At 59.9% G+C, this 22,051-nt stretch carries 23 protein-coding genes; 10 read left to right on the forward strand and 13 right to left on the reverse strand.

What is annotated here, in order from left to right:
- Positions 1 to 79: 79 nt before the first annotated feature.
- Positions 80 to 520 carry a cytidine deaminase gene (gene cdd, locus AB4Y89_RS20040; RefSeq protein WP_442302718.1) on the reverse strand — a complete coding sequence of 147 codons (441 nt, stop codon included), beginning with the start codon at positions 518 to 520 and terminating at the stop codon, positions 80 to 82.
- A 346-nt stretch (positions 521 to 866) separates the two neighbouring features.
- Here cdd and AB4Y89_RS20045 point away from each other — a divergent pair, with 346 nt between their 5' ends.
- Complete coding sequence (locus tag AB4Y89_RS20045) at positions 867 to 5,543, forward strand: Lhr family helicase (RefSeq protein ID WP_442302719.1); 4,677 nt, start codon at positions 867 to 869, stop codon at positions 5,541 to 5,543.
- 19 nt (positions 5,544 to 5,562) lie between these two features.
- Positions 5,563 to 6,426, forward strand: a complete 864-nt coding sequence (locus AB4Y89_RS20050; RefSeq protein WP_442302720.1) for an Fpg/Nei family DNA glycosylase — start codon at positions 5,563 to 5,565, stop codon at positions 6,424 to 6,426.
- A 15-nt stretch (positions 6,427 to 6,441) separates the two neighbouring features.
- Here AB4Y89_RS20050 and AB4Y89_RS20055 read toward each other — a convergent pair whose 3' ends face one another.
- Positions 6,442 to 6,807, reverse strand: coding sequence for a four helix bundle protein (locus AB4Y89_RS20055; RefSeq protein WP_442302721.1), 366 nt, complete (start codon positions 6,805 to 6,807; stop codon positions 6,442 to 6,444).
- Positions 6,808 to 7,051: 244 nt separating this feature from the next.
- On the opposite strand from AB4Y89_RS20055, the gene AB4Y89_RS20060 reads away from it, so the two are divergent.
- Both AB4Y89_RS20060 and AB4Y89_RS20065 read left to right on the forward strand, forming a co-directional pair.
- Positions 7,052 to 8,644, forward strand: a complete 1,593-nt coding sequence (locus AB4Y89_RS20060) for a flavin monoamine oxidase family protein (RefSeq protein WP_442302722.1) — start codon at positions 7,052 to 7,054, stop codon at positions 8,642 to 8,644.
- 69 nt (positions 8,645 to 8,713) lie between these two features.
- Positions 8,714 to 9,199 (forward strand): Rid family hydrolase, encoded by a 486-nt coding sequence (locus AB4Y89_RS20065; RefSeq protein ID WP_442302723.1) that lies wholly within the window; start codon positions 8,714 to 8,716, stop codon positions 9,197 to 9,199.
- Between the two features lie 118 nt (positions 9,200 to 9,317).
- On the opposite strand, the gene AB4Y89_RS20070 is transcribed toward AB4Y89_RS20065, so the two are convergent.
- The 4 genes from AB4Y89_RS20070 to AB4Y89_RS20085 all read right to left on the reverse strand — a co-directional run bounded on the left by AB4Y89_RS20070 (position 9,318) and on the right by AB4Y89_RS20085 (position 11,951).
- Complete coding sequence (locus AB4Y89_RS20070; protein ID WP_442302724.1) at positions 9,318 to 9,614, reverse strand: DUF503 domain-containing protein; 297 nt, start codon at positions 9,612 to 9,614, stop codon at positions 9,318 to 9,320.
- Between the two features lies 1 nt (position 9,615).
- Positions 9,616 to 10,077 (reverse strand): DUF1440 domain-containing protein, encoded by a 462-nt coding sequence (locus AB4Y89_RS20075; protein WP_442302725.1) that lies wholly within the window; start codon positions 10,075 to 10,077, stop codon positions 9,616 to 9,618.
- An 18-nt stretch (positions 10,078 to 10,095) separates the two neighbouring features.
- Positions 10,096 to 10,419 (reverse strand): hypothetical protein, encoded by a 324-nt coding sequence (locus AB4Y89_RS20080; RefSeq protein ID WP_442302726.1) that lies wholly within the window; start codon positions 10,417 to 10,419, stop codon positions 10,096 to 10,098.
- A 101-nt stretch (positions 10,420 to 10,520) separates the two neighbouring features.
- A complete protein-coding gene (locus AB4Y89_RS20085; protein ID WP_442302763.1) occupies positions 10,521 to 11,951 on the reverse strand; it encodes a sodium:solute symporter family protein in 1,431 nt (476 codons plus the stop codon).
- Positions 11,952 to 12,217: 266 nt separating this feature from the next.
- Here AB4Y89_RS20085 and AB4Y89_RS20090 point away from each other — a divergent pair, with 266 nt between their 5' ends.
- Entirely contained in the window at positions 12,218 to 13,945 is a 1,728-nt protein-coding gene (locus AB4Y89_RS20090; RefSeq protein ID WP_442302727.1) for a L,D-transpeptidase family protein, read from the forward strand.
- Between the two features lie 134 nt (positions 13,946 to 14,079).
- On the opposite strand, the gene AB4Y89_RS20095 is transcribed toward AB4Y89_RS20090, so the two are convergent.
- From AB4Y89_RS20095 to AB4Y89_RS20105, 3 genes are all read right to left on the reverse strand, one after another.
- Positions 14,080 to 14,685, reverse strand: a complete 606-nt coding sequence (locus tag AB4Y89_RS20095) for a DUF882 domain-containing protein (RefSeq protein WP_442302728.1) — start codon at positions 14,683 to 14,685, stop codon at positions 14,080 to 14,082.
- A 66-nt stretch (positions 14,686 to 14,751) separates the two neighbouring features.
- Positions 14,752 to 15,054: a DUF167 domain-containing protein gene (locus AB4Y89_RS20100; RefSeq protein ID WP_442302729.1), complete on the reverse strand. Its 303-nt coding sequence runs from the start codon at positions 15,052 to 15,054 to the stop codon at positions 14,752 to 14,754.
- Entirely contained in the window at positions 15,051 to 15,743 is a 693-nt protein-coding gene (locus AB4Y89_RS20105) for a YggS family pyridoxal phosphate-dependent enzyme (protein WP_442302730.1), read from the reverse strand. Before AB4Y89_RS20105 ends, AB4Y89_RS20100 begins: the two co-directional genes overlap by 4 nt.
- Before the next feature lie 27 nt (positions 15,744 to 15,770).
- Here AB4Y89_RS20105 and AB4Y89_RS20110 point away from each other — a divergent pair, with 27 nt between their 5' ends.
- On the forward strand, positions 15,771 to 16,100 hold the full coding sequence (locus AB4Y89_RS20110; protein WP_442302731.1) for a DMT family protein: 330 nt from the start codon (positions 15,771 to 15,773) through the stop codon (positions 16,098 to 16,100).
- Between the two features lie 55 nt (positions 16,101 to 16,155).
- A complete protein-coding gene (locus AB4Y89_RS20115) occupies positions 16,156 to 16,425 on the forward strand; it encodes a hypothetical protein (RefSeq protein ID WP_442302732.1) in 270 nt (89 codons plus the stop codon).
- Between the two features lie 155 nt (positions 16,426 to 16,580).
- Here AB4Y89_RS20115 and AB4Y89_RS20120 read toward each other — a convergent pair whose 3' ends face one another.
- The 3 genes from AB4Y89_RS20120 to trxB all read right to left on the reverse strand — a co-directional run bounded on the left by AB4Y89_RS20120 (position 16,581) and on the right by trxB (position 18,589).
- Positions 16,581 to 17,054, reverse strand: coding sequence for a DUF4188 domain-containing protein (locus AB4Y89_RS20120; protein ID WP_442302733.1), 474 nt, complete (start codon positions 17,052 to 17,054; stop codon positions 16,581 to 16,583).
- Positions 17,055 to 17,056: 2 nt separating this feature from the next.
- Positions 17,057 to 17,470 carry a VOC family protein gene (locus AB4Y89_RS20125; RefSeq protein ID WP_442302734.1) on the reverse strand — a complete coding sequence of 138 codons (414 nt, stop codon included), beginning with the start codon at positions 17,468 to 17,470 and terminating at the stop codon, positions 17,057 to 17,059.
- Positions 17,471 to 17,635: 165 nt separating this feature from the next.
- A complete protein-coding gene (gene trxB, locus AB4Y89_RS20130) occupies positions 17,636 to 18,589 on the reverse strand; it encodes a thioredoxin-disulfide reductase (RefSeq protein WP_442302735.1) in 954 nt (317 codons plus the stop codon).
- A gap of 89 nt (positions 18,590 to 18,678) precedes the next feature.
- On the opposite strand from trxB, the gene AB4Y89_RS20135 reads away from it, so the two are divergent.
- From AB4Y89_RS20135 to AB4Y89_RS20145, 3 genes are all read left to right on the forward strand, one after another.
- Positions 18,679 to 18,879 (forward strand): allantoinase, encoded by a 201-nt coding sequence (locus tag AB4Y89_RS20135; RefSeq protein ID WP_442302736.1) that lies wholly within the window; start codon positions 18,679 to 18,681, stop codon positions 18,877 to 18,879.
- A gap of 207 nt (positions 18,880 to 19,086) precedes the next feature.
- Positions 19,087 to 20,427 carry an NAD(P)/FAD-dependent oxidoreductase gene (locus tag AB4Y89_RS20140; RefSeq protein WP_442302737.1) on the forward strand — a complete coding sequence of 447 codons (1,341 nt, stop codon included), beginning with the start codon at positions 19,087 to 19,089 and terminating at the stop codon, positions 20,425 to 20,427.
- A gap of 236 nt (positions 20,428 to 20,663) precedes the next feature.
- Complete coding sequence (locus tag AB4Y89_RS20145; protein WP_442302738.1) at positions 20,664 to 21,275, forward strand: DJ-1/PfpI family protein; 612 nt, start codon at positions 20,664 to 20,666, stop codon at positions 21,273 to 21,275.
- Positions 21,276 to 21,382: 107 nt separating this feature from the next.
- Here the strand turns inward: AB4Y89_RS20145 and AB4Y89_RS20150 are convergent, their stop codons facing one another.
- Positions 21,383 to 21,916, reverse strand: a complete 534-nt coding sequence (locus tag AB4Y89_RS20150; protein WP_442302739.1) for a helix-turn-helix domain-containing protein — start codon at positions 21,914 to 21,916, stop codon at positions 21,383 to 21,385.
- Between the last annotated feature and the right edge of the window lie 135 nt (positions 21,917 to 22,051).

The following is a 22,051-nucleotide window of genomic DNA, read 5'->3' on the forward strand; positions in this document are numbered from 1 at the left end:
GGGGCGTGCAGCGGCGTTTTCATTGAGGAAAACGCTCATAGATTCACAAACCCTCCACAACACCCACAGGGAAAATGCCTTAGTCGTGGGCCAGTTTGAAGCCGAAGGGGATCAGGGCGGATAACGGCGCCGAGGCGGCGACTCCATCCAGGCCGGGGAAGAAGATCCAGGTGTCGGTATCGCCGAACTCCAGTAGTGTCTGGCGGCAGGCGCCGCAGGGCATGCTGGCCGCACCGTTCAGGTTGGTGACGGAGACGGCGCGAATCTTGATCTCCGGTCCTTTGTGCGACACTGCCGAGGAGATGGCGCTCTGTTCGGCACAACTGGTCAGCCGGTATGACGCGTTCTCCACGTTGCAGCCCACATGGATTGAGCCATCGGAGAGAAGCACCGCCGCTCCCACCTTGAACTTCGAGTACGGGGAATAAGAGTTCCGTGCAACGCGCTGGGCGAGCGTGTGGAGTTGCTCAATGAGTTCATGGTCCAGGCCGGAGGCGTGTTGTTTCGGAGCTGTCGTCATCGTGGAAAACGATCATATCAAAGGCAATGGCGGGTTTGAGTGTTGGTGCAACCTACACTCGCCATAAGGTAGGGCGCGTCATCAAACTCCTGTCAGTCAGCGCGCAACGACGAGTGACGAAGAGATCGGGAATCGGGGTCCCCAGTCAGCTTTGCTGGCTGGGGTGAAGAAAATCTGCCCCGGCCCTCCGGGTTGCGACGCAAATTCGCCCATACTTTGTTGTCGGCCTCGACTGTGGACCCGCCACAGCCTTCGGCCTCCGCCTCGTCTGGACAAATTTGCGCTCGCAACGCTACGGCAGGAGTTTGATGCCACGCCCTGGACCGGCATCTAATAGACGCAACGCATGGCCCGTACGACGAAAGACGCCTCCAGCTCCGCCACTCTCGCAGCCGATGTGCTGGAGCTCTTCCATCCGGTCACGGCAGCATGGTTCCGCGCCGTCTTTGAGGCGCCGACACCGCCGCAGGTGGAGGGCTGGCCGGCCATCGCACGTGGCGAATCGACGCTGATCCTGGCGCCGACCGGCACCGGTAAAACGTTGACCGCATTCCTCTGGTGCCTCGACAAGCTGATGCTGCAGACGCCTGCGGAAAAGCAGGGGCAGGGTGTGAAGGTGCTTTATCTGTCGCCGCTGAAGGCGCTGGCTGTAGACGTCGAGCGCAATCTTCGTTCGCCGCTCGCAGGTATCGCCAACCAGGCGCAGCAGATGGAGATGGAGTTCTACGAGCCGGTCATCTCCGTCCGCACCGGCGATACCAGCCAGTTGGAGCGGGCGCGCTTCCGCCGCCATCCCGGCGACATTCTGATCACGACTCCGGAGTCGCTCTACCTGCTGCTGACCAGCGAAGCTGGAGAGGCGCTGCGGTCCGTCGAGACCGTCATCATCGACGAGATCCATGCCCTCGTTCCCACCAAGCGTGGAGCCCACATGGCGATGTCGCTGGAGCGCTTGGAGGCTCTCTGCGGACGCCGGCTGCAGCGTATTGGTCTCAGTGCGACACAGCGCCCGCTGGAGGAGGTGGCACGGTTCCTGGGCGGAGCAGAGAGTCGCCCGCCGGTGGAAGAGACGCAGTCGCAGCCAGGCGGAGAAGAGCCTGACGAGGTCGCAGCCGGCATACGCTTTCGGCCGGTAACGATCGTCAATGCCGGGGCACGCAAACGGCTGGAGCTTCGCGTCGAGGTGCCGGTCGAGGATATGGCCCGCCTGGGAGAAGTGGAAGACCTTCCGAGCGGCCCGGCATCGCAGGGGCCGAAGCGCACCAGCATCTGGCAGTCGATCCATCCACGCCTGCTGGAGATCATCCGTCAGCACGAGTCCACCATTCTGTTCGTGAATGCACGGCGCATCGCCGAGCGCCTTGCGGGCGCGATCAATGACCTTGCCGGAGAGCAGATCGCTCGTGCGCATCATGGCAGCCTGGCGGCGTCGCAACGCTCTGAGATCGAGGAGATGTTGAAGGAGGGCCGCCTGAAGGCTCTGGTGGCGACCTCATCGCTCGAGCTTGGCATCGACATGGGCGCCGTGGACCTCGTCATCCAGATCGAGGCTCCGCCATCGGTCGCCAGTGGCCTGCAGCGGATCGGGCGCGCCGGACATACCGTGGGTGCTCCCTCGTCGGGCATAATCTTTCCCAAGTATCGGGCCGATCTGGTGGCCTGCGCGGCAGTAACGCGCGCTATGCATGAAGGCCACGTGGAGGCGACTCGTTTTCTGCGCAATCCGCTGGATGTGCTGGCGCAGCAGATCGTGGCTGTCGTCTCGCAGCCGCCGATGGATGCGGAGACGGCGGAGGGGTGGCGCACGCGCCGCCGAGAAGAGTCGCCGGGCATTGGGTATGACGCTCTCTTCGATCTGGTGCGAGGGTGTGCGAACTTTGCCGGACTCTCACGTACCAGCTTCGATGGAGTGCTCGATATGTTGGCTGGCCGCTATCCTTCGGACGAGTTCGCCGAGCTGCGTCCGCGTGTGACCTGGGACCGCACCGCCAACTGGCTTCTGCCGCGCGAGGGTGTAAAGCGCATCGCGATCCTCAATGCAGGCACCATTCCGGATCGCGGCCTCTATGGTGTCTTTCTCTCCGGAGAGCGGGCAAAACCGGTCCGCGTCGGTGAGCTGGATGAGGAGATGGTCTTCGAGTCGCGCACCGGGGACACGTTCGTGCTGGGCGCGTCCACATGGCGGATCGATGAGATTACGCATGACCGGGTGCTGGTCTCGCCTGCTCCGGGAGAGCCAGGCAAGATGCCCTTCTGGCATGGAGACGGAGCAGGGCGTCCGCTGGAGTTCGGACGCAGGATCGGTCAGCTTGTCCGTGAGCTGCGCGATATGCCACGGCCTGCCGCGGTGACAAAGCTGACGCGGGAACATGATCTCGATCCCATGGCGGCTGAGAATGTACTGCGCTATCTCGCTGATCAGGAGATAGCAACCCGCATCGTTCCGGATGATCGCAATCTCGTCATCGAGCGTGTGCGCGATGAGCTGGGCGACTGGCGCGTCTGCGTCCTCACACCATTCGGATCACGCATTCACGCACCGTGGGCGATGGCGGCAACTGCGCGCGTGAAGGCGGCAAACGGCGGCGATGTGGAGACCATGTGGTCTGAAGATGGCTTTGTCCTGCGCTTTCCGGAGACCGATGAGCCTCCCGCCGTGGAGCAGCTTCTGCCCGAGCCGGACGAGGCCGTGCAACTGGTGATGCGCCAGCTGGGGGCAACAGCATTATTCGCGGCAAAGTTCCGTGAGGCTGCAGCGCGCGCGCTGCTCTTGCCTCGCCGTCGCGCCGATGGACGAGCTCCGTTGTGGCAGCAGAGGAAACGCGCTTACGACCTGCTGGCGGTGGCATCACGCTATGCGGAGTTTCCCATCTTGCTGGAGGCATACCGCGAGTGCCTGCGCGATGTCTTCGATCTGCCTGCGTTGCGAGAGATCCTCGCACTCATCGCACGCCGCGATCTGCGCGTGCATACGGTTGATTCGCGCACGCCCTCGCCCTTTGCTTCGGCGCTGCTCTTCAGCTATGTGGCGAACTATATCTACGATGGCGATGCGCCGCTGGCGGAGCGTCGTGCGCAGGCCCTGTCGATCGATCAGGAACAGCTTCGCGAGCTGATGGGCGATGCCGATCTGCGTGAGCTCCTGGATGCAGCGGCTATTGCCGAAACAGAAGAACAGCTCCAGCTTCGCGCCGAGGGATATCGCGCACGCAACGCTGACGGCGTGCATGATCTGCTGCTGCGTCTTGGTGATCTGCGTCCATCGGAGCTGCTGGAGCGCGTGGTCTCTCCCGAGGTGGCGCTGACAGTGGATCGTCTGAAGAAATCACGGCGCGTATTGGAGATCAACATCGCCAGTGACAAGCGCCTCATTGCGGTGGAGGACGCGGCGCGGTATCGCGATGCGCTCGGTATCCCGCTACCTCCGGGATTGCCGGCGGCCTTCCTGGAGAAGACACAGGATGCGCTGACGGATCTGGTCCGTCGCTATGCCCGCACGCATGGGCCTTTCACGACTGCGGAAGCTGCGCGGCGGTTTGCTCTGCCGGCGCCGCAGGTCGAAGCAACACTGCAGCGCCTGGTGCAGGTTGGCCGCGTCGTGGAAGGCGGCTTCCGTCCTGAAGGATCACATCGTGAGTGGTGCGATGTCGAGGTGCTGCGCACCATCCGCCGTAAATCGCTGGCGAAGCTGCGCAAGGAAGTGGAGCCAGTCGAGCAACGCGTGTTAGCCCGCTTCTTCACCAATTGGCAGGGAGTGGTCACACCCCGTCGTGGTCTCGATGCGGTGTTGGACGCGGTGGAGAATCTGCAGGGCTCTCCTGTACCGGCATCACTGCTGGAGAACGAGATCCTTCCCGCACGCATCGCGACATACAAGCCTGCCGATCTCGACACGCTGATCGCCGCAGGCGAGGTGATCTGGACCGGAGTCGAACCCTTAGGAGAGCGCGATGGCCGTGTCGGCCTCTACCTCGCCGACAAGCTGCCGCTACTATGGACGCCACGGCCTGTGCCGGAGCTCGCAGGCAAAGAACTGCAGGTCGTCGAATACCTGCAGCAGCGCGGCGCGACCTTCTTCGCGCAACTGTTGGAAGGAACCGGTGGAGGATATCCCGGCGATCTTCTCGATGCGTTATGGTCGCTGGTCTGGAAAGGACTGGTGACGAACGATTCACTGCACGCGCTGCGTGCCTACAGCGAACGGTCCACGAGCTCGCGAGTGCCGGCACGCCGCATCCATAACCAGCAGGCTGCTTCCGGTTTCCGATCGCGGCGGACGACACCGCCAACAGGGCAGGGACGATGGGCGCTGAACGCGGTTGCCTTTGCCGATCCAGTGGAGCGAGCTACACACTGGTCGCATGCCATGGCGCAGCAGCTTCTCGCACGATATGGCATCGTCTTCCGGGAGACGGCGCATGCGGAAAACCTGCCCGGAGGTTTCTCGGCGATCTATGACGTGTTGAAGGCAATGGAGGAGTCCGGCAAAATTCGCCGCGGCTACTTCGCTGCCGATCTGGGCGCAGTGCAGTTCGCACTGCCGGCAGCATTGGATCTGCTGCGAACCCTGCGTAACAAGGTGCAGCAAGATGAGCCCGAGATGCTGCTGCTGGCCGCGACCGATCCGGCCAATCCCTACGGTTCCTTGCTGCGCTGGCCCGCGGCTCCCGATGCAGCCAGCACGCTCACACGTTCCGTCGGCGGCCGGGTGGTCCTGTGCGATGGAGCACTCGCCGCCTATCTTCGTCGCGGCAATCCGAATGTGCAGGTCTTCCTCCCCGAAGAAGATCCGGCGCGCACCCAGATGACTCGATCTCTCGCGCAATTCTTCGCCGAGGTTGTCGGCCGTAAGGAAGAGGGAGATGAACATCGCTCGCGTGCAGGCATGCTGATCGCCACCGTCAATGGCGTGCCTGTGGCCGAGAGTCCGATGGCGAAGGCTTTGCTGGAAGTAGGATTCGTTGCCGCGCCCATCGGCTTCAATCTTAGAAAACGGCTTGCTCCTGTCCAGCAATTCACCTGAGTGTTGATCTCCTATTTGTATGCCTGAAGGCGATACCATCTTCCGCGCTGCACGAACTCTGACTAAAGCGCTGACCGGCAAGACAGTCACGCGCTTTGAGAGCGCACTGGCTCCATTGCAGCGTGTTCATGACGATTCGCCCATCACCGGCCGCACCGTGGAGAAAGTAGAGTCGCGTGGCAAGTGGCTGTTGATCTATCTCTCCGGCGATCTGATCCTGCTCACCCATATGATGATGAGCGGCTCCTGGCATATCTATCGCCCGGGAGAACGCTGGTGGCGTCCACGCAAGGACATGCGCCTCATTCTGGGTGTTGATGGTTTCGAAGCCGTAGCGTTCAACGTTCCCGTCGCTGAGTTCCATACCGCACAGTCGCTTACGCGTCATTCGTCCGTGTCAAAACTCGGACCCGATGTTCTGGATGCGGCCTTCACTCCACAGACCGGCCTGGAACGTCTCAAAGCCCGAGCCGCCTCACACCCCGAAGAAGAGATAGCCGTCGTCCTTCTGAATCAGCAGGTAATGGCCGGACTGGGCAACGTCTACAAGTCGGAAGTGTGCTTCACCGCGCAAGTACATCCGTTCCGCAAGATGAGCACGCTGACGGAAGAAGAGATGCTGCATCTCGCTGACCACGCCCAGCGCTACATGCAGGCCAACATCAAAGACGGTGCTGGAGGCGACATAGTGACCTTCACCGGCCTGCGCCGCACCACCCGCCGCATCGACCGCGAAGAACGCCTCTGGGTCTACGGCCGAGCAGGAGAACCCTGCCGCCGTTGCGGCGCCACCATCCTCTCGCGCAAACAAGGAATTCAGGCACGTTCAACCTACTGGTGCCCGGAGTGCCAGTGCTCGCAGGGCGAGCTGTTGAATGGTTGAATTGTTGAATGGTGCCTAAGCGGTATCGGAACGGCGTAGATAGTCGGCAAACTTTGTCAGGCTTCGCCCGATATCCTCGCTCAATGATTCGAGCCGATCACGCATCTGTTGGTCGCCGAAATCCAGGCGCTGTGCGATGACCAGTTGAGTCTGGAGCTCATTGTTGGAGCCTCGCGCCATCACGACATACCTGTGAAAGTCACCCCGGCTTCGCGCGCTTCCTTCAGCGATGTTCGATGCGACCGAAACACTGGCTCGCCGCATCTGCGCAGCCAGCCCATACAACTCTTCTTTGGGAAAAGCCTTCGTGAGACGGTAGGTCAGTTCCGCTAGATCGACAGCACGCTGCCAAACCACCAGGTCCTTATAAGATTTCGGCATCCTCGAATGATGCCTAAAGCAAAGGAACCATTCAACTATTCAACAATTCAACCATTCAACCCGCCCTGCACAAGCAGGGCCGGGCTGGTGATTGAATTATTCAATTATTCAATCACTCCTCCCTTCCTATAGGATGTTTCCATCGGGCTACAGTTCTTGGTTTTCCTCGTCGGGGGATTCGTCCATCTGCGTGGGGACCAGCTTCATCTCCCAGGTCAGTCGCAACTAAAGGAGTGTTTTTCCCATGGGTATTACACGGCGCGATTTCCTTACGCGCGTAGGGCAGGCTGGCGGTTTCAGCGCTGCAGTTGTCACCATGCAAGCTCTCGGCCTGATGCCGATGAAAGAAGTTGAGGCTGAGCAGGTTAAGGCCACAACCGGTGCGGGTAAAGGTGTCAGCATCGTTGTCCTTGGCGGGGGCGTCGCCGGTCTCGTGACTGCCTACGAGGCTCGTAAACTCGGATACAACGTTACCGTTCTGGAAGCCCGCCATCGTCCCGGCGGCCGTGCTTATTCGGCCCGCGGTGGAGACGTTCTTGAGTTCGTCGACGGCACCAAGCAGAACATCAACTGGGCTCCCGGCCTGTACTGGAACATGGGTCCCGCCCGCATCCCATCGGTGCACGGCACCATCCTGCACTACGTGCGCGAGCTCAAGGTGCCGATGGAAGTCTGCGTCAACACCTCCCGCTCCACGCTGCTGCAGAACGACAAGGTCAACGGCGGCAAGCCCTACACCCAGCGCAAGGTCATCAACGACACCCGCGGCGAAGTGGCCGAGCTGCTGACCAAGGCCCTGAACGGCGGTTCTCTGGACACCGAGCTCACTAAGCAGGACCGCGAGCGCCTGGCCGACATCATGCACCTGTGGGGACCGTTGGACGGCAAGAACAAGTACACCGGTTCTGACCGCGCCGACGTCACTCAGTATCCCGGCGCCGGCCCGCAGGAGATGATCGTCAACCGCGAGCCCATCCCGATGCACGCGCTTCTGGACGGCAACTTCTGGAACGCCGAACTGTACGAAGAGCAGTGGGACTGGCAGGCGACCATGATGCAGCCGGTCAACGGCATGCAGCAGATCTCAAATGCCCTGGCCAAGTCGCTCGGCCCCATCGTGAACTTCAACTGTCCGGTCACCGAGATTACCAAGACCGGTAAGGGTGTGAAGGTTGTTTACGAGAAGGCCGGCGTCCAGCGCACCATCGAGGCCGACTACTGCGTCTGCGCCATGCCGCTGACGATCCTGAACAAGATCAAGGCGGATCTGTCGCCCGAGGTGAAGGCCACCGTCTCTCGCGCTGCCGACTCCTACCGCGGCTCCTATAAGGTGCCGTGGGAAGCCTCGACCCGCTTCTGGGAGAAGGACTTCAATATCTACGGCGGCCTCAGCTTCCTGGGCAAAGGACCGCAGCCGATCTGGTATCCGTCGAACAACCTCTTCGCAGAGGGTCCCAGCATGATCTGCGCCGGCTATCAGGACGAGGCGATCGACGGCTTCAACAAGCTGTCGATGGACGAGAAGTTCGCCTCCTCGCGCGAATCCATCGAGAAGATGCATCCCGGCTACGGCAAGCTGGTCTCCAAGCCCGTCTTCTGTGGCTGGAAGCATGTGAAGTGGAATGAGGGTTCGTGGATCGGCGCCATCACCAAGGCCGACTATGCCACCATCACGCAGAACGATGGCCCCATCTACTTCGCCGGTGACCACACCTCGCACGTGGTGGGCTGGCAGGAAGGCGCCGCCGGAAGCGGACGCCGCGCCATCCAGATGATCAGCGATCACGTGAAGGCCGCCCGCCTCGGCGGAAAGCACTCCGACACGGTAAGCGCCTAAGATAACCAGGGGCGGGCCTGAATGGCCCGCCCCGTTTTCCTTGTGAACGAATTTTTCAGGAGACCTCGCATGAAGAAGATCATTCTCGCTCTCGCCCTGGCCGCTGCTGCCGCCACTACCGCTCACGCGCAGACCACGGTCAAGCACATCCAGGACGACAAAGGCTTCATCGCCACTGGCGTCTGGGCCGGCGACATCTACTATCTCTCCGGCCAGCTTCCTTCGCCTGTAACCCCGGCCGACCCGGCCAAGGGAACTCCGGCCGACTACGGCGACACCAAGACGCAGGCTGCGTCGGTGCTGGCCAAGATCGACGCGCAGCTGAAGGCCCAGGGCCTGACCATGGGCGACGTCGTGAAGGCGACTGTCTTCCTGGCTGCCGATCCCAAGACCGGCAAGCTGGAGTTCGCCGCGATGAACTCTGAGTTCGTAAAGTACTTCGGCACCAAGGAACAGCCGAACAAGCCGGCTCGTTCCGCCGTGCAGGTAGCGGCCCTGGTCGCTCCCGGCGCCGCCCTGGAGATCGAAGTCATCGCCGTAAAGAGCAAGAAGTAATCCCGCCGCAGGCAGGAAAAAGGCCGGCTCTTAGAGCCGGCCTTCGTTATTCCGACAAGGGATGTGTGCGGTTTGCTTCGAGCTCACGATTTGCCGAGATGCTTTGGAAAATCGATTCCTACTCCTCCATCAAATCCGCCGACGCATCCAGAATCTCAGCACCTAACCCCGGCGCCAGCCGGTGTGCTGCATCTTCCACCTGCTGCAGCAGGCCAAGCACGTAATCGCGCGAAGCCGAGATCGCCACAACGCCAATCGTCGCGCGATTCCACAGGCTGGCGTCATCCAGCTCCGCTATTCCAATATTGAAGCCATGGCGCAGCTTGTCCTTGAGCGAGCGCACAGCCTGGCGGCGGTCCTTCAGGGACTGCGCGTGTTCGATGTGAAGCTCGATCGTCAGGCGACCAATGGGCATCTTAGAGAACGCGGCGTACCACGGAGCGGACCGTCTCTGTCACCACGCCGTACACAACGTGAGAGATCATCTCGCTGCTCTGCTCACGCGCATCCTGATCTTCCGGTTCGGCTGCCAGACCCAGCTTCGGAAAGGCGCTTTCATGAGTCAGGGTGGCGAGCACGACACCAAACTGTGCTCCGTTACGCGCTGTGGCAGCGGGGTAGAACTCCGCGAGCATTCCATAGGCTCCGCCGGCGAGTGCGCCGAAGCTCCAGTGGATCGTCTGTGCCGCAGTGGCTTTGGTGGAAGGGGAGAGGTGGTGGCCCGCAAGCTTCTCCACCAGAAGCTCCGACGGCTCCGGCTCGCCGTGCGTGTGCGGGGGATAGAACTTCTCGACGAGGCCCTTAGCAGCGGTAGCGACGAGGCCCGCGGCGACACCCGCCAGCAGGCCCTTCAGTAGATTCGGTTTTACGTTCGACATAGCAATTCGTTGGATGCTCTATTCGTAGTCGTCGTCATCCTCTTCATCCTCATCCTCGTCGTCGTAGTCCTCGTACTCGGGCTCGTCTTCTTCGTCCTCGTCGATTTCGTCGTCATCCTCCTCATCTTCGTCGTCGTCGGCGTCGTCTTCTTCGTCCTCGTCGAACTCGTCGTCGTCCTCATCATCCTCGTCTTCGTCCTCGTCGTAATCCTCATCCTCATCGTCATCGTCGTCGGTCACGGGGGCGGCCTGCCACATCTCGGCGGCGTTGAAGGCCAGCAGGCCTTCGGGTACGAAGTCGTGGGTGGCGGGTTGCATCAGGAGGTTTTCGTTCAGTTCCATGATTCGTCCTTTTGGGATGGGGTTAGGTTTGGGGTCGTTTCTGTGAATGCACGAATAGACGCTGAGAAAACAATACGGGATGTGACTCCCACACGAAAATTCTAAGCCGATAACCGGGCTAAGTGTTCCTTATCCGGTGGCGGCGTCAGGTAGCTTACAACGAGCAGGCACAGGAGTGAAACCAGCAATGCAGGAAAAATTGCGTCCCGTTCCGCAATGGCCTGAGGAAGCAGATGCTTAACCCAGGCCGTATCCCACCAGACGGTCACTACCGTACCCGCTGCAATGGATGCGACAGCCGCGGCAGCGGTCGCACGCGGCCAGAAAAATGCAGCCAGAATCACCGGCGTCAGCGCCGCTGAATAAATGGTATAGGCATAGAGTGTCTTGGCAAGAACGCTGGTAATACCAACCGCCTGCCAGAGAGCCCACCCACCCAGCAAGACTACTGTCAGCCGCGAGACAATCAATACTTTCTTATCAGACGCATCCGGAGAAATATAGCGTACATAGATGTCGTTGATCAGGTTGGTGGCGGGCGAGAACAGAAAGCTGTTCGCCGTAGAGATGACCTTGGCAAAGATGGCGCCCATCATGATGGCGCCCAGCAGGCTGGGCAGCGAGTGCAGGGCAGTAAAGGCCAGAATCTCGCGCGGATAGGGCTGCGAGCCGTTCTGCTTTGAAAGGACATTCCCCACGATCGCCAGCGCCACGATCACTGTCTCAAGGATGACAGTACCGATGATCCAGCCCACCACGGCGACCCTGGCATCCTTCTCGCTTTTGGCCGAGAAGAACTTCTGATACATCGACTGGTTGCCCAGCATCAGCAGGCAGGTCGGCAGAAAGATCTCCAGGGCCTGGATCAGGGAAAAGTCACCCAGGGGGGTGAAGTAGCTTGCCGGCAGCGCCGCATGCACGGCGCCCCATCCTCCTGCCGTATGAACCAGCAGCGGGAAAGAGATCACCAGTGAGAAGGTTGCAAGCAAGCCAATGACCAGATCGGTATAAGCCACCGAAGACATACCCGCAATCGCGGTGAAGAAGATCACGAAGGCAGCGATGATATACCGGCCCAGCATCGGCGAGATCGTGTCTGGGAAGATCAGCGCAAGAATGTCGCCGCCGCCGATGAACTGATAGCTGGTAATGGCGGTAAAGGCAAACAGAATGGCGATCACACCCAGCACGCGGGCTGTCTGGTTGTAGCGTGCTTCCAGAAGATCGGGAATGGTGAACTGCGCGAACTTCCGTGCCCGGGGAGCGATGAAGTAGATCAGCAGCAGTCCCGCCCATCCACCGCCACCCTGCCACAGGGCAACAAAGCCGTGCTTGTAGGCATTCTCAGCGCCGCCAAGAAGTGAGCCTGAGCCGATCCACGACGACAGCAGCGTGAAGACCAGGACAAAGGCGGGAAGGGAGCGGCCTGCAACCAGGTAGTCCGCCTTGGTCTTCACCTTGGAAAGCCGGGTGACAGAGACGGTCAACAGGGTCGCGACGATGGTGCCCAGAACGATGGCATACAGGTTCATAGCAAACGGTGTCACGACAGTGTAGCGGAAGCATCGTGGATCGAATGGCTTTTCTTGCCCGCCGGTTAGAGCATTTTCCTGTTGCTGGGTATCCCGGAAGCACCGTGCAGCGGCGTTTTCATTGCGGAAAACGTCCATAGATGCACGAGCCCTGCACTACACCTACAGGAAAATGCTCCAGGTCTTTGGATGGCCGCTCCGTTTTCTCTGGCTGACAATAGGGTCAGTTGTGGCATCGTAAGGAACAGATTCGGCACGGAGGCTGTGTGAACGGTAGAGTCCTGGGTGGTCGTGTGTTTGCCGCGGCAATGATCGCGGTTCTGGTAACAGCAGGCGGTTGTAAGCGAAAGCACGGTGTCGGCAAGACGCTCGAGACCTTCTCCCCGGACTACTCCAACCAGCTGCAGCAGTTGGATGCCACCGGCAATCTGCCCATACTGCGCTGGCCCAACTACACCGACTACAAGAACTATGTACAGAACTTCTATGCCATGCGCGAATATCGCCTGGCGTGGACACGCGATAAGCAGCCGGTAAAGGCAACGACGGATGTCATCCATCTCTTCCAGACGATCGACCGTAAGGGGCTGAACCCGGAAGATTACGATGCTGACCGTTGGCCGCAGCGCCTGGCCGGGCTGTCTTCCGCATCAAACGATGAGCTGGCAAAGTTCGATATCGCGATGACGGTCTGCACCATGCGCCTCATCAGCGACCTCCACATTGGCCGCGTCAACCCCCAGCACTTCGACTTCGACGTCAATGCTCTCGGCAAGCGTTACGATCTGCCGACCTTCCTTGCGGAAAATGTCGTCGACTCCGAAGATGTCGTCTCGCAGATCGCATCGGTCGAGCCCAACAGCGACCAGTACCGCGCCACCGAAGATGCTCTCGGCAAATACATCGACATGGCGAAGGCGAATCCCCAGTGGGATCCGCTGCCGGCGGTAACAAAGCCCATCCTGCCCGGTGGCGGGTATCCCGGTCTGCAAGCCATGTGGCAGCGGCTCACGATCCTCGGCGATGCGCAGCAAGGTGCTCCGCAGGGAAATGAGTATACGGCGAAGGTCGCGGATGTCGTGAAGCACTTCCAGCACCGCCATGGTCTGGAAGAGAACGGTAAGCTGGGGCCGCAGACGATTGCGGCCCTGAACATCTCTCCGGCTGTACGGATTCACCAGTTCCAGGACACACTGGAGCGCTGGCGCTGGCTTCCTGACGAGTTCCTGAAGGCGCCACTGCAGGTCAACCTGCCGGAGTTTGTCCTGCGCGTGCACGACCCAGTGACCCACAAGCTCGACTTCAGCATGCGTGTCGTCGTCGGCCAGTTCATCGGTCAGCACCAGACGCCGGTCTTTACGCAGAAGATGAAGTACATCGTCTTCCGTCCCTACTGGACGGTGACGACCAACATTGCGCGCAAGGAGATCGCTCCACACGTCGCGAAAGATCCGGGATATCTGGGAAAGAAGAACTTCGAAGTCGTGAATGCCCAGGGCCAGCCGGTCACGAGCTATAACGCTGACTCCATTGCGCAGGGCCGCGTGATTGTCCGCGAGAAACCAGGGCCGAAGAACTCTCTCGGTCTGGTGAAGTTCATGTTTCCCAACCAGTACGACGTCTACATGCACTCCACGCCTGCGACGCAGCTGTTCGCCAACTCCAAGCGCGACTTCTCGCATGGCTGCATCCGTCTGCAGGAGCCGGAGAAGCTTGCTAACTGGGTTCTGCAGAATCAGCCGGAGTGGACAGAAGAGAAGATCCACGACGCCATGAACAATGGCCCAGACAACAAGACTGTCGTGCTGAAACAGCCGCTCCCGGTAGTGATCTTCTATGCCACGGCCCTGGTCGCGGAGGATGGAGACATCCACTTCTATGACGATGTCTACCAATACGACAAACAGCTCGAAGACGTCCTGAGCAAGGGATATCCCTATCCCTGGTTCAAAGAAGAGGTAAAGCCCAAAACCGCACCAGGCGAGACCGTTTAGGAGAAATCAATAAGAGCGCCAATACGGGTGCCCCATCCATCGCACATCGGGGTCCCCGGCGAACTTGTTCGCTGGGGTGATATCGCGATGGGTGGGATACTTGCGGGGCTATAAAATGGGCCTTCGTCTCTAAACTAATCGTTATGCGCAGTACCGTAGGTCCACTGCCGCACCGGACCCACATCCACATGCACAAACTGCGACACGGGATAATACCCAACACCTCCGGCATGCAGGCTCAGCGCCGTCTGACGCAGCTTCGCGGTGGTGATCCCGGGGACACGGATATCGATTGCCTTGGCCAGCACATGCTGCGAGTTCTTCGCCACGCCCGTATTCGCAGTGCGGCCGCGCAGGAAGTTGTTGCTCCACGGCGTGCGATAGCCGCAGACGATATCGATCACGTTGTTGGGCCGTCCAAGACGGGCAAGCAGCGTGTGCAGCACGTCAAACTCTTTCGGGTCATAGTGGGCAACATCACCCGTGCGATGGTCCCGTAGAAAGCTGTTCAGCTTCGCAATGCCCGAGGGGACATACTCGTTGCCGATCTTGTAGACCACATCGATGTCCTCGCCGGTATGCAGATGATGCAGACGCAGGCGGTACTGCTCAAGAGGACGGCTGGGAACCGGCTTTATGCCGGTGGGGATGTCATTGGCGTGTGCCGCAGTGCGGGAGCCAAAGAGCATCAGGAGGAGGGCGCTAAATACGGCGCCGCAAGCCAGACGGCGAAACTGCATGAAAAATGTCTCCGAATGAGGAATGGCGATTCGCAAATCGCAATCGGGATTTGGGCTTGCTCTTCCTTAAGTATACGTGGCCGGGGTCAGCTTCGCTGCGACCTCCTCGGCCCGGATGCGTGTAATCAAAACCATTTTGGATCGGTTGGTCTGGCCGCTCTTCAGCTCTATCCGGCTTTGAGGAAGCCCCAGTATTTCAGCAAGATAGCGCAACAATGCGACGTTGGCTTTGCCGTCTACGGGAGGTGCTGTCAATGCGATTTTGAGTGCCCCATCGTGCTGGCCGGTAATCGCGTTGCACCGGGCGCCGGGATGGAGACGGACTGGCAGCAAGCAATCCTCGCCAACCTGCTGCAGTCGCAGACTCATGGCTGCAGGTACTCCCTTTCGCCGAAGATGGCTGTCCCCACACGAACGCAGGTGGAACCTTCTTCAATGGCCACGGTGTAGTCGTGCGACATCCCCATGGAGAGCTGAGTGAGGGTAGCGATCCTGGTCTGTGCCTGGTCGCGCAGCTCACGCAGACGGCGGAAGTAAGGACGTGCCTCTTCTCCCTGCGCATCCAACGGTGGCACCGTCATGAGGCCGACCGGCACCACATGTGTGAGCACGGGCAGAGCCTCCAGCAAGGCAGGGAGTTCCTCCGGAGCCATGCCATGCTTTGAGTCTTCGTGCGAGAGCTTGATCTCAAGCAGGATCGGAAGCTTGCGCCCAAGTGCCTGTGCGGCCGTGTCGAGCCGTTGTGCGATGCGTAGCGAATCGACGGCCTCAATCGTATGGAAGATCCCGGCGGCCTTATTGGTCTTGTTCGACTGCAGGGGGCCGATGAGATGCATCTCCAGGCCTGGCAGAGAGAGCTGCGCGGACTTCGCCTCCCACTCCTGCACGCGATTCTCACCAAAGAGCCTCTGTCCCGCGGCATAGGCCTCTTCAATCGCCGATGCGGGATGTGTCTTGGAGACCGCCATCAGGGCGACATCGGCTTCACTTCTGCCGGCCTTGGCGCAGGCTACGGCGATCTGTTCGCTGACGCGCTCCAGGTTCTCTACGATGGACATATCTCTAGTTTTGCATCTGAGGAAGATATGTGGACGATTCTGCTTCTCATTGGTTCGAACATCTTTATGACTATCGCCTGGTATGGCCACCTGAAGCATCGCGATGCCGCGCTGTGGAAGGTGATTCTCATAAGCTGGGCAATTGCCTTTTTTGAGTACTGCCTGCAGGTCCCGGCCAACCGCATCGGCGCCGGCAAGTTCTCTCCGGAACAGCTCAAGGTGCTGCAGGAGGTCATCACCATGTCGGTCTTCGGTGTCTTCGCCGTGTTGTATTTCGGCGAGAAGTTGCGCTGGAACTACTTCGCCGCCTTCGGGTGTCTGATAGGCGCCGCCTTTTTCATGTTCCACCGCTTCTAAACGGGCAGCAAAAACGGTGCAGCGTGCGTCTTAGCAAAACGCACGGAGGTGAAAGATGACCTACATGACACGCGCTGCGGTGCTCGGGTGCGCCCTGAGCCTGGGCTTGGCCGGTTTGGCTCAGGAGACCAGCCAGCAAACCCGCCAGGAAGCTAATAAACAGGAGCAGAAACAGTTGAAGAAGGACGCCAAGGCTGAAAAAGCTCAGGCAAAGGCAGATAAAGCTAAGCGGAAGCAGCTGGATTCCAGCGAACAGAAGAAAGCCGACAAGACCCAGGACAAGGCCGATAAGAAGGCCACAGAAGCGGCAGAGCCGCCGAGGTAGTTCCCGGTTGCTAGTTCCTGGTTGCTGGATAAAAACGAAGCGGATCGAGCCCAGCTCGATCCGCTTTTGCCTGCCATGGCTGCCAATACACTGGGTGCCCATCCATCGCAACGCGATGGGTGGGATATTTGCGAGGTCCCAAGGCCCAAACAATCCTAGTCTTGCTGCAACCGCTCCCGCGCCGTATTCAACCGTCCTATCGCAGGCACATGCTGTCCGGCACTGGCCAGACCGAAGCGTGGCATATCCGAGTAGATCGCTTCGTACTGTCCGGCCTTGACCAGATAGGTCTCGTGAAAGACACCCACGACTCCGCTCTTCACCACGCGGCGGTTGAACTCAGCCCATGCCGGCAGATGTTCATGATTGCGGGCATGCGCATAGGCATGAAGCTGGTCGAAGGTGCGCCAGTACTGTACCGTCATCAGCGTGCGCCGGCCCAGGAAAATCTCGTGCCGCAGAAAGCCGAGCTCCGGCTGGTGATAGAGCTCCTTCAGCATGCGCGGCATCGTCTTCGTGACTGGCATCCATTTGTGTATAGCCAATAGCGAGTTGATGCGCATGCCGATCAGGAAGACGACAAAATCGCCTTCGAGCTGTGCGGTGTAGCGTCCCGTTTGTACCGACATACCTACTTTGCCCTCCATTGAAGTACGATGCCGAACCCATCCGGATCACGCATTTCTAGCTGCCGCATGCCGTACCAGGCTGTCTGCGGAGGCTTGCAGGAAACGCCCTTTGCCTTTAGCTCTTCATAGGCGCCATCCACATCCGGACAGCCAAGATAAAGCGTGGTGTCCTGGTGAGCCGCAATGCGCATAGGGTTTTCCAGGTTGGGACGTCGGCCTTCGTCGTAAGCGGTATTCAGCATCAGCTCCGCATCATCGCGCTTGAGCCATGCCCAGTGAAAGAGCTCTACTCCGTCCTCAACCGTATAGGTCGCGGAACGTTGATGGATCACAAAGCCGAGGTTGTCGCAGTAGAAGCGCACTGATCGCGGCATATCGAAGACTCCAAGAAGCGGACAAAGGCCGCGAATCTCCATGAAGGGACCTCCGTAAAGGTGCCGACAGGATATCGCGGCCTTATGAATTACGTTTTGTGCTCTTAGAGCGTTCTCCCTGCTGCTGGGCATCCCGGAAGGGGTGTTTCCTTGCGAAAACGCCCATAGATGTGGAAGTCCTACACTACACCCACGGGAAAAATGCTCTTACCTTCCGTGCTCTTCGAGGAACTTCTCCACTTCCAGCGCGGCCATGCAACCGGTGCCCGCAGCCGTGATGGCCTGGCGGTAGCGGCGGTCCTGCACGTCGCCAGAGGCGAAGACGCCGGGAACAATCTGTCCGTTCAGAGTGCAGAAGACGTTGTTCACGGTCTTGATGTAGCCGTCGTCGTCCAGGTCGATCTGGTGGCGGAACATCTTCGCGTTCGGCTCGTGACCGATCCCGAGGAACAGACCCGACAGCGGCAGATTCTCTACGACGTTGGTCTTGATGTTCCGCAGCTTCAGACCTTTGACGTCCTTCTCTTCTACGCCCAGAACCTCGTCCACTACCGTACTGGTGCGGAAGACGATGTTCGGGTGAGCCATCGCGCGCTCCAGCATGATCTTGCTGGCACGGAAGCTCTCGCTGCGGTTGATCAGCGTGACCTTGGTCGCGAAGCGGGTGAGGAAGAGAGCCTCTTCCATGGCGGAGTCGCCGCCCCCCACGACTGCGATTTCCTTGCCGGAGAAGAAGAATCCGTCGCACGTAGCGCAGCTCGAGACGCCGTGACCGATCAGGGCCTGTTCGCTGGGAATATTCAGCCAGCGGGCCGAAGCTCCGGAGGCGATGATCAGCGTGCGGGTGTGGATAGTCTCCTTGCCCAGGTTCAGCTCAAAGGGGCGCTTGGAAAGATCGACCGAGACCAGGTGAGCCATCGTGAGCTCCGCGCCAAAGCGCGTCGCCTGCTGCTTCATGTTCTCGATCAGCTCGGGTCCCTGTACGCCCTGGGGCCAGCCGGGGAAGTTCTCGACCAACGTGGTGATGGAAAGCTGTCCGCCGGGCTCATGACCCTCCAGAACGAGGGGCTTCAGGTTGGCACGGGCGGTATAGATGGCGGCCGTCAGGCCGGAGCAGCCGGAACCGAGGATGACTGTGTCGCGGGTTGTATGGTCGGACATGGCTAAGGTTTGATTGTAAACGGCCTCCCGAAGATTCAAACCCACCCCACCCTCCGCCGTGGCCCGGTTTTCAGAGCGACAATAGACCTATGGCGAATCTTGTACTTGTCTATGGAATGCGACTTCTGCCCGCCGATGAGATCTCCTCGATCGGCGATGCCCCCATCGAGCTGAAGAACGGCAACGCGGCCCGGGTGACCATGCATCTGCTGGAAGGCTCCCGGGAACAGATTGAGGCCCAGTTGAAGCAGAGCCTGGACGCGTTCTTCGACTTCTATCCCGAAATTTAGGGGTTTTACCGGCCCCTACTTTTGATCTCGGGCCGGCTGGGATTTGGGTGAGCCGGTAGCGCAACCTGTTGCATCGTATTGTTTAGAGCGTTTTCCATGTTGCTGATATTCCGCAAGGGCGCGCGACGGCGTTTTCACTGCGGAAAGCGCCCATAGAATGCGAAGTCCTACACTACACCCACAGGGAAAATGCTCCAGGGGGTAAAGATGGCCGAACGGAAGCGGGTAGTCATTCTGGGAGCAGGCTTTGCCGGTCTGGTTGCGTCACAGAAGCTGGCAAAAGAGGCGGTCGATATCACGATCGTCGATCGCCGTAATCACCATACCTTTCAGCCGCTGCTCTATCAGGTGGCTCTGGCCGTGCTGAATCCTTCCGATATTGCACAGCCTATCCGTGCGGTGTTCCGGCACCACCCGAATGTCGAGGTGCTGATGGACGAAGCCATCAGCTTTGACGTTAACCGCAGACGGGTTGATCTGCGGTCGGGTGCACAACTTACCTATGACTATCTGATCGTCGCCACCGGATCGACGCATTCCTACTTCGGGCGGGATGAGTGGTCCAAGTTGGCTCCCGGTCTCAAGACGATCGAAGACGCCGTGGAGATCCGCCGGCGCGTGTTGCTGGCCTTCGAGCTCGCCGAGCGCGAGATGCTTGAAAAAGGCACGCACCCGGAGCTGACCTTCGCCATCATCGGCGGCGGACCGACCGGGGTAGAACTTGCCGGAGCCATCTCCGATATCGCTAAGTTATACATGCGGCGTGATTTCCGGCATATCGATCCATCGCAGGCGAAGGTTCTGATCCTGGAGGGCTCCCCCAGCATTCTGGCGGCGTATCCGGAAGACCTGCGCGAGAGCGCCGTTCGGCAGCTCAACAATCTCGGAGTGCAGGTATTGACCGGGCAGCACGTCACCGATGTTCAGCCGGGATATGTGGTGTTGGGCAGCGGACCGGACGCAAGGCGGATCGATACCGTCGTGACGCTATGGGCCGCCGGCGTGCAGGCCTCTCCTCTCGGAAGACTGCTAGGCGTAGAAATCGACCGGCGCGGTTGCGTCCTGGTGGACCAGTTCCTCAATCCGAAGGACCATCCCGAGATCTTCATCTGCGGCGACCTGGCGCATGTGGAGCAAGACGGCCGCCAGATTCCCGGCACCGCGCAGCCGGCCATGCAGATGGGGGCGCATGCCGCAAAACTCATCCACAACGATCTCAATGGTGAGAAACGCATCCCCTTCCACTACTTCGACAAGGGCGATATGGCGACCATCGGCCGCAAGGCGGCGGTGGCCAAGGTGATCTGGCCCTTCAAGGCGCACCTCTCCGGCTTTCTCGCCTGGATGGTCTGGCTGGTGATCCACATCAGCTTCCTCATTAACTTCCGCAGCCGGCTTTCGGTCTTCCGCCAATGGGCGTACACCTATCTCTTCTTCAAGGATGGTGCACGGCTGATTGTCGGCTCGCAGAACCTGCCGGGATGGAATGAGCAGCAGGTCGAAGAGAAGCTCGACCTCAATGCTCCGGAGCTCACGGCAAAACGATAGGAGCATTTCTCCTCTAGGTGTAGTGCAGGGCGTTTGCATCTATGGGCGTTTTCCTCAATGAAAACGCCGCTGCACGGTCTTTCCGGGATACCTAGTAACAGGAGAAAGGCTCTAGGAGCATTTCTCCTCTAGGTGTAGTGCAGGGCGTTGCATCTATGGGCGTTTTCCTCAATGAAAACGCCGCTGCACGGTCTTTCCGGGATACCCTGCAACAGGAGAAATGCTTAGGAGAAGTCATGGCGCACGCGAAGCTGCTCATGCTGGTTGGCGACTACGTTGAGGACTACGAGGTCATGGTGCCGTTCCAGACCCTGCGGGTGCTGGGACACACTGTCGATGCCGTTTGCCCAAAGAAGAGTAAGGGCGAGTTTGTCCGCACGGCGATTCACGACTTCGAAGGTGACCAGACCTACAGCGAGAAGCGCGGCCACAACTTCATGTTGAACGCTACCTTCGCCGAGGTGGACGCTGCGCTGTATGACGGCCTGGTGATCCCAGGTGGCCGGTCGCCTGAGTATCTACGGACGGATGAAGACGTACTGAAAGCCGTGCGCCACTTCTTCGAGGTGGGCAAACCGGTGGCGGCTGTCTGTCATGGTCCGCAGATTCTTGCCGCTGCGGGCGTGCTGCAGGGGAAAAAGATCAGTGCGTATCCGGCATGCGCTCCAGAGGTAAAGCTGGCCGGCGGATCGTATCAGCCGATTGGGATGACCGAGGCAGTTGTGGATGGAAGGCTGGTGACAGCTCCCGCATGGCCGGCGCATCCGGCGTGGCTCTCAAGCTTCGAAAGCGTACTGCAGGAGTATCTCGTCTCCCGCCTCGCGGTCGATCTTGCTTCCAGGTCCTGAAGGGCTGCAGTCCTGAGGGACTGGCGTGTCGCAGCAGAGCGGGTCCGCGAAGGATGCCTGAACATCCTCCGCGGGATCTTGGAGAGAGAAAGCAGGTACTGCTTTACTTACGCCATCCTCCGGCGTCCGCTTGCAAGCTCACGGACGTGATTCATGAAGATGGAGCGCTGCAGGCTGTCCAGCTGATTGACGTAGCCGGCGATCTCCGCCAGGAACGGGTCAGCCATCAGCACGGCAGCCTCATCGGTGCGTCGCGAGCGCGAGTCGCGCAGCAGCGCCGAGATATCGACCTGCAGCGCGGTAGCGAGCCGCTGCAGCGAGCCAAGTGTCGGCATCGCCTTGCCATTCTCAATCTTTGAGATGTAGGTACGCGGTACGTTCATGCGCGTGGCCAGCTGGCGCTGCGACAGGTTGCGGACGCGGCGCAGATCACGCACAGCGGTCGCTACCTGCAGCGAGCCTTCCTGGGCCGGCTGCGGCGGAACGATTGCTAGGGGAGCTGCTGCTACCTCTGGCTCATCAGCCTCAAGCGGCTTGTGGCAGCGGCGGCACAGCGCATTTACAGTCCGGAACTGGACCAGACTGCAGTGATCGCAACGAAGAACTTCCCGCTGTTCGACGGGAGCCATCATGGTTGCCATATTCAATTTGTCGCGAAGTCGCCAGAGCAAGGGACCCGCCCACCCGTCAATGCCTGGACGGCGTGGATGTGCCTAGATTGACACCCGGTTACTGCTTAGTCAAGGGGAATCCCGGTGATTATTAGCTAAAACAGG

Origin of the sequence: Terriglobus sp. 2YAB30_2 (genome assembly GCF_052114765.1) — a bacterium.
GTDB lineage: Bacteria > Acidobacteriota > Terriglobia > Terriglobales > Acidobacteriaceae > Terriglobus.

What these genes read in the sequence shown, in the direction of transcription:
- cdd (WP_442302718.1), bottom strand. Translation starts at nt 520, where the DNA reads ATGACGACAGCTCCGAAACAACACGCCTCCGGCCTGGACCATGAACTC.
- AB4Y89_RS20095 (WP_442302728.1), bottom strand. Translation starts at nt 14,685, where the DNA reads ATGCAGTTTCGCCGTCTGGCTTGCGGCGCCGTATTTAGCGCCCTCCTC.
- AB4Y89_RS20045 (WP_442302719.1), top strand. Translation starts at nt 867, where the DNA reads ATGGCCCGTACGACGAAAGACGCCTCCAGCTCCGCCACTCTCGCAGCC.
- AB4Y89_RS20070 (WP_442302724.1), bottom strand. Translation starts at nt 9,614, where the DNA reads ATGCCCATTGGTCGCCTGACGATCGAGCTTCACATCGAACACGCGCAG.
- AB4Y89_RS20075 (WP_442302725.1), bottom strand. Translation starts at nt 10,077, where the DNA reads ATGTCGAACGTAAAACCGAATCTACTGAAGGGCCTGCTGGCGGGTGTC.
- AB4Y89_RS20135 (WP_442302736.1), top strand. Translation starts at nt 18,679, where the DNA reads ATGGCGAATCTTGTACTTGTCTATGGAATGCGACTTCTGCCCGCCGAT.
- trxB (WP_442302735.1), bottom strand. Translation starts at nt 18,589, where the DNA reads ATGTCCGACCATACAACCCGCGACACAGTCATCCTCGGTTCCGGCTGC.
- AB4Y89_RS20140 (WP_442302737.1), top strand. Translation starts at nt 19,087, where the DNA reads ATGGCCGAACGGAAGCGGGTAGTCATTCTGGGAGCAGGCTTTGCCGGT.
- AB4Y89_RS20085 (WP_442302763.1), bottom strand. Translation starts at nt 11,951, where the DNA reads ATGAACCTGTATGCCATCGTTCTGGGCACCATCGTCGCGACCCTGTTG.
- AB4Y89_RS20145 (WP_442302738.1), top strand. Translation starts at nt 20,664, where the DNA reads ATGGCGCACGCGAAGCTGCTCATGCTGGTTGGCGACTACGTTGAGGAC.
- AB4Y89_RS20125 (WP_442302734.1), bottom strand. Translation starts at nt 17,470, where the DNA reads ATGGAGATTCGCGGCCTTTGTCCGCTTCTTGGAGTCTTCGATATGCCG.
- AB4Y89_RS20060 (WP_442302722.1), top strand. Translation starts at nt 7,052, where the DNA reads ATGGGTATTACACGGCGCGATTTCCTTACGCGCGTAGGGCAGGCTGGC.
- AB4Y89_RS20065 (WP_442302723.1), top strand. Translation starts at nt 8,714, where the DNA reads ATGAAGAAGATCATTCTCGCTCTCGCCCTGGCCGCTGCTGCCGCCACT.
- AB4Y89_RS20050 (WP_442302720.1), top strand. Translation starts at nt 5,563, where the DNA reads ATGCCTGAAGGCGATACCATCTTCCGCGCTGCACGAACTCTGACTAAA.
- AB4Y89_RS20120 (WP_442302733.1), bottom strand. Translation starts at nt 17,054, where the DNA reads ATGTCGGTACAAACGGGACGCTACACCGCACAGCTCGAAGGCGATTTT.
- AB4Y89_RS20115 (WP_442302732.1), top strand. Translation starts at nt 16,156, where the DNA reads ATGACCTACATGACACGCGCTGCGGTGCTCGGGTGCGCCCTGAGCCTG.
- AB4Y89_RS20105 (WP_442302730.1), bottom strand. Translation starts at nt 15,743, where the DNA reads ATGTCCATCGTAGAGAACCTGGAGCGCGTCAGCGAACAGATCGCCGTA.
- AB4Y89_RS20110 (WP_442302731.1), top strand. Translation starts at nt 15,771, where the DNA reads ATGTGGACGATTCTGCTTCTCATTGGTTCGAACATCTTTATGACTATC.
- AB4Y89_RS20100 (WP_442302729.1), bottom strand. Translation starts at nt 15,054, where the DNA reads ATGAGTCTGCGACTGCAGCAGGTTGGCGAGGATTGCTTGCTGCCAGTC.
- AB4Y89_RS20150 (WP_442302739.1), bottom strand. Translation starts at nt 21,916, where the DNA reads ATGGCAACCATGATGGCTCCCGTCGAACAGCGGGAAGTTCTTCGTTGC.
- AB4Y89_RS20055 (WP_442302721.1), bottom strand. Translation starts at nt 6,807, where the DNA reads ATGCCGAAATCTTATAAGGACCTGGTGGTTTGGCAGCGTGCTGTCGAT.
- AB4Y89_RS20080 (WP_442302726.1), bottom strand. Translation starts at nt 10,419, where the DNA reads ATGGAACTGAACGAAAACCTCCTGATGCAACCCGCCACCCACGACTTC.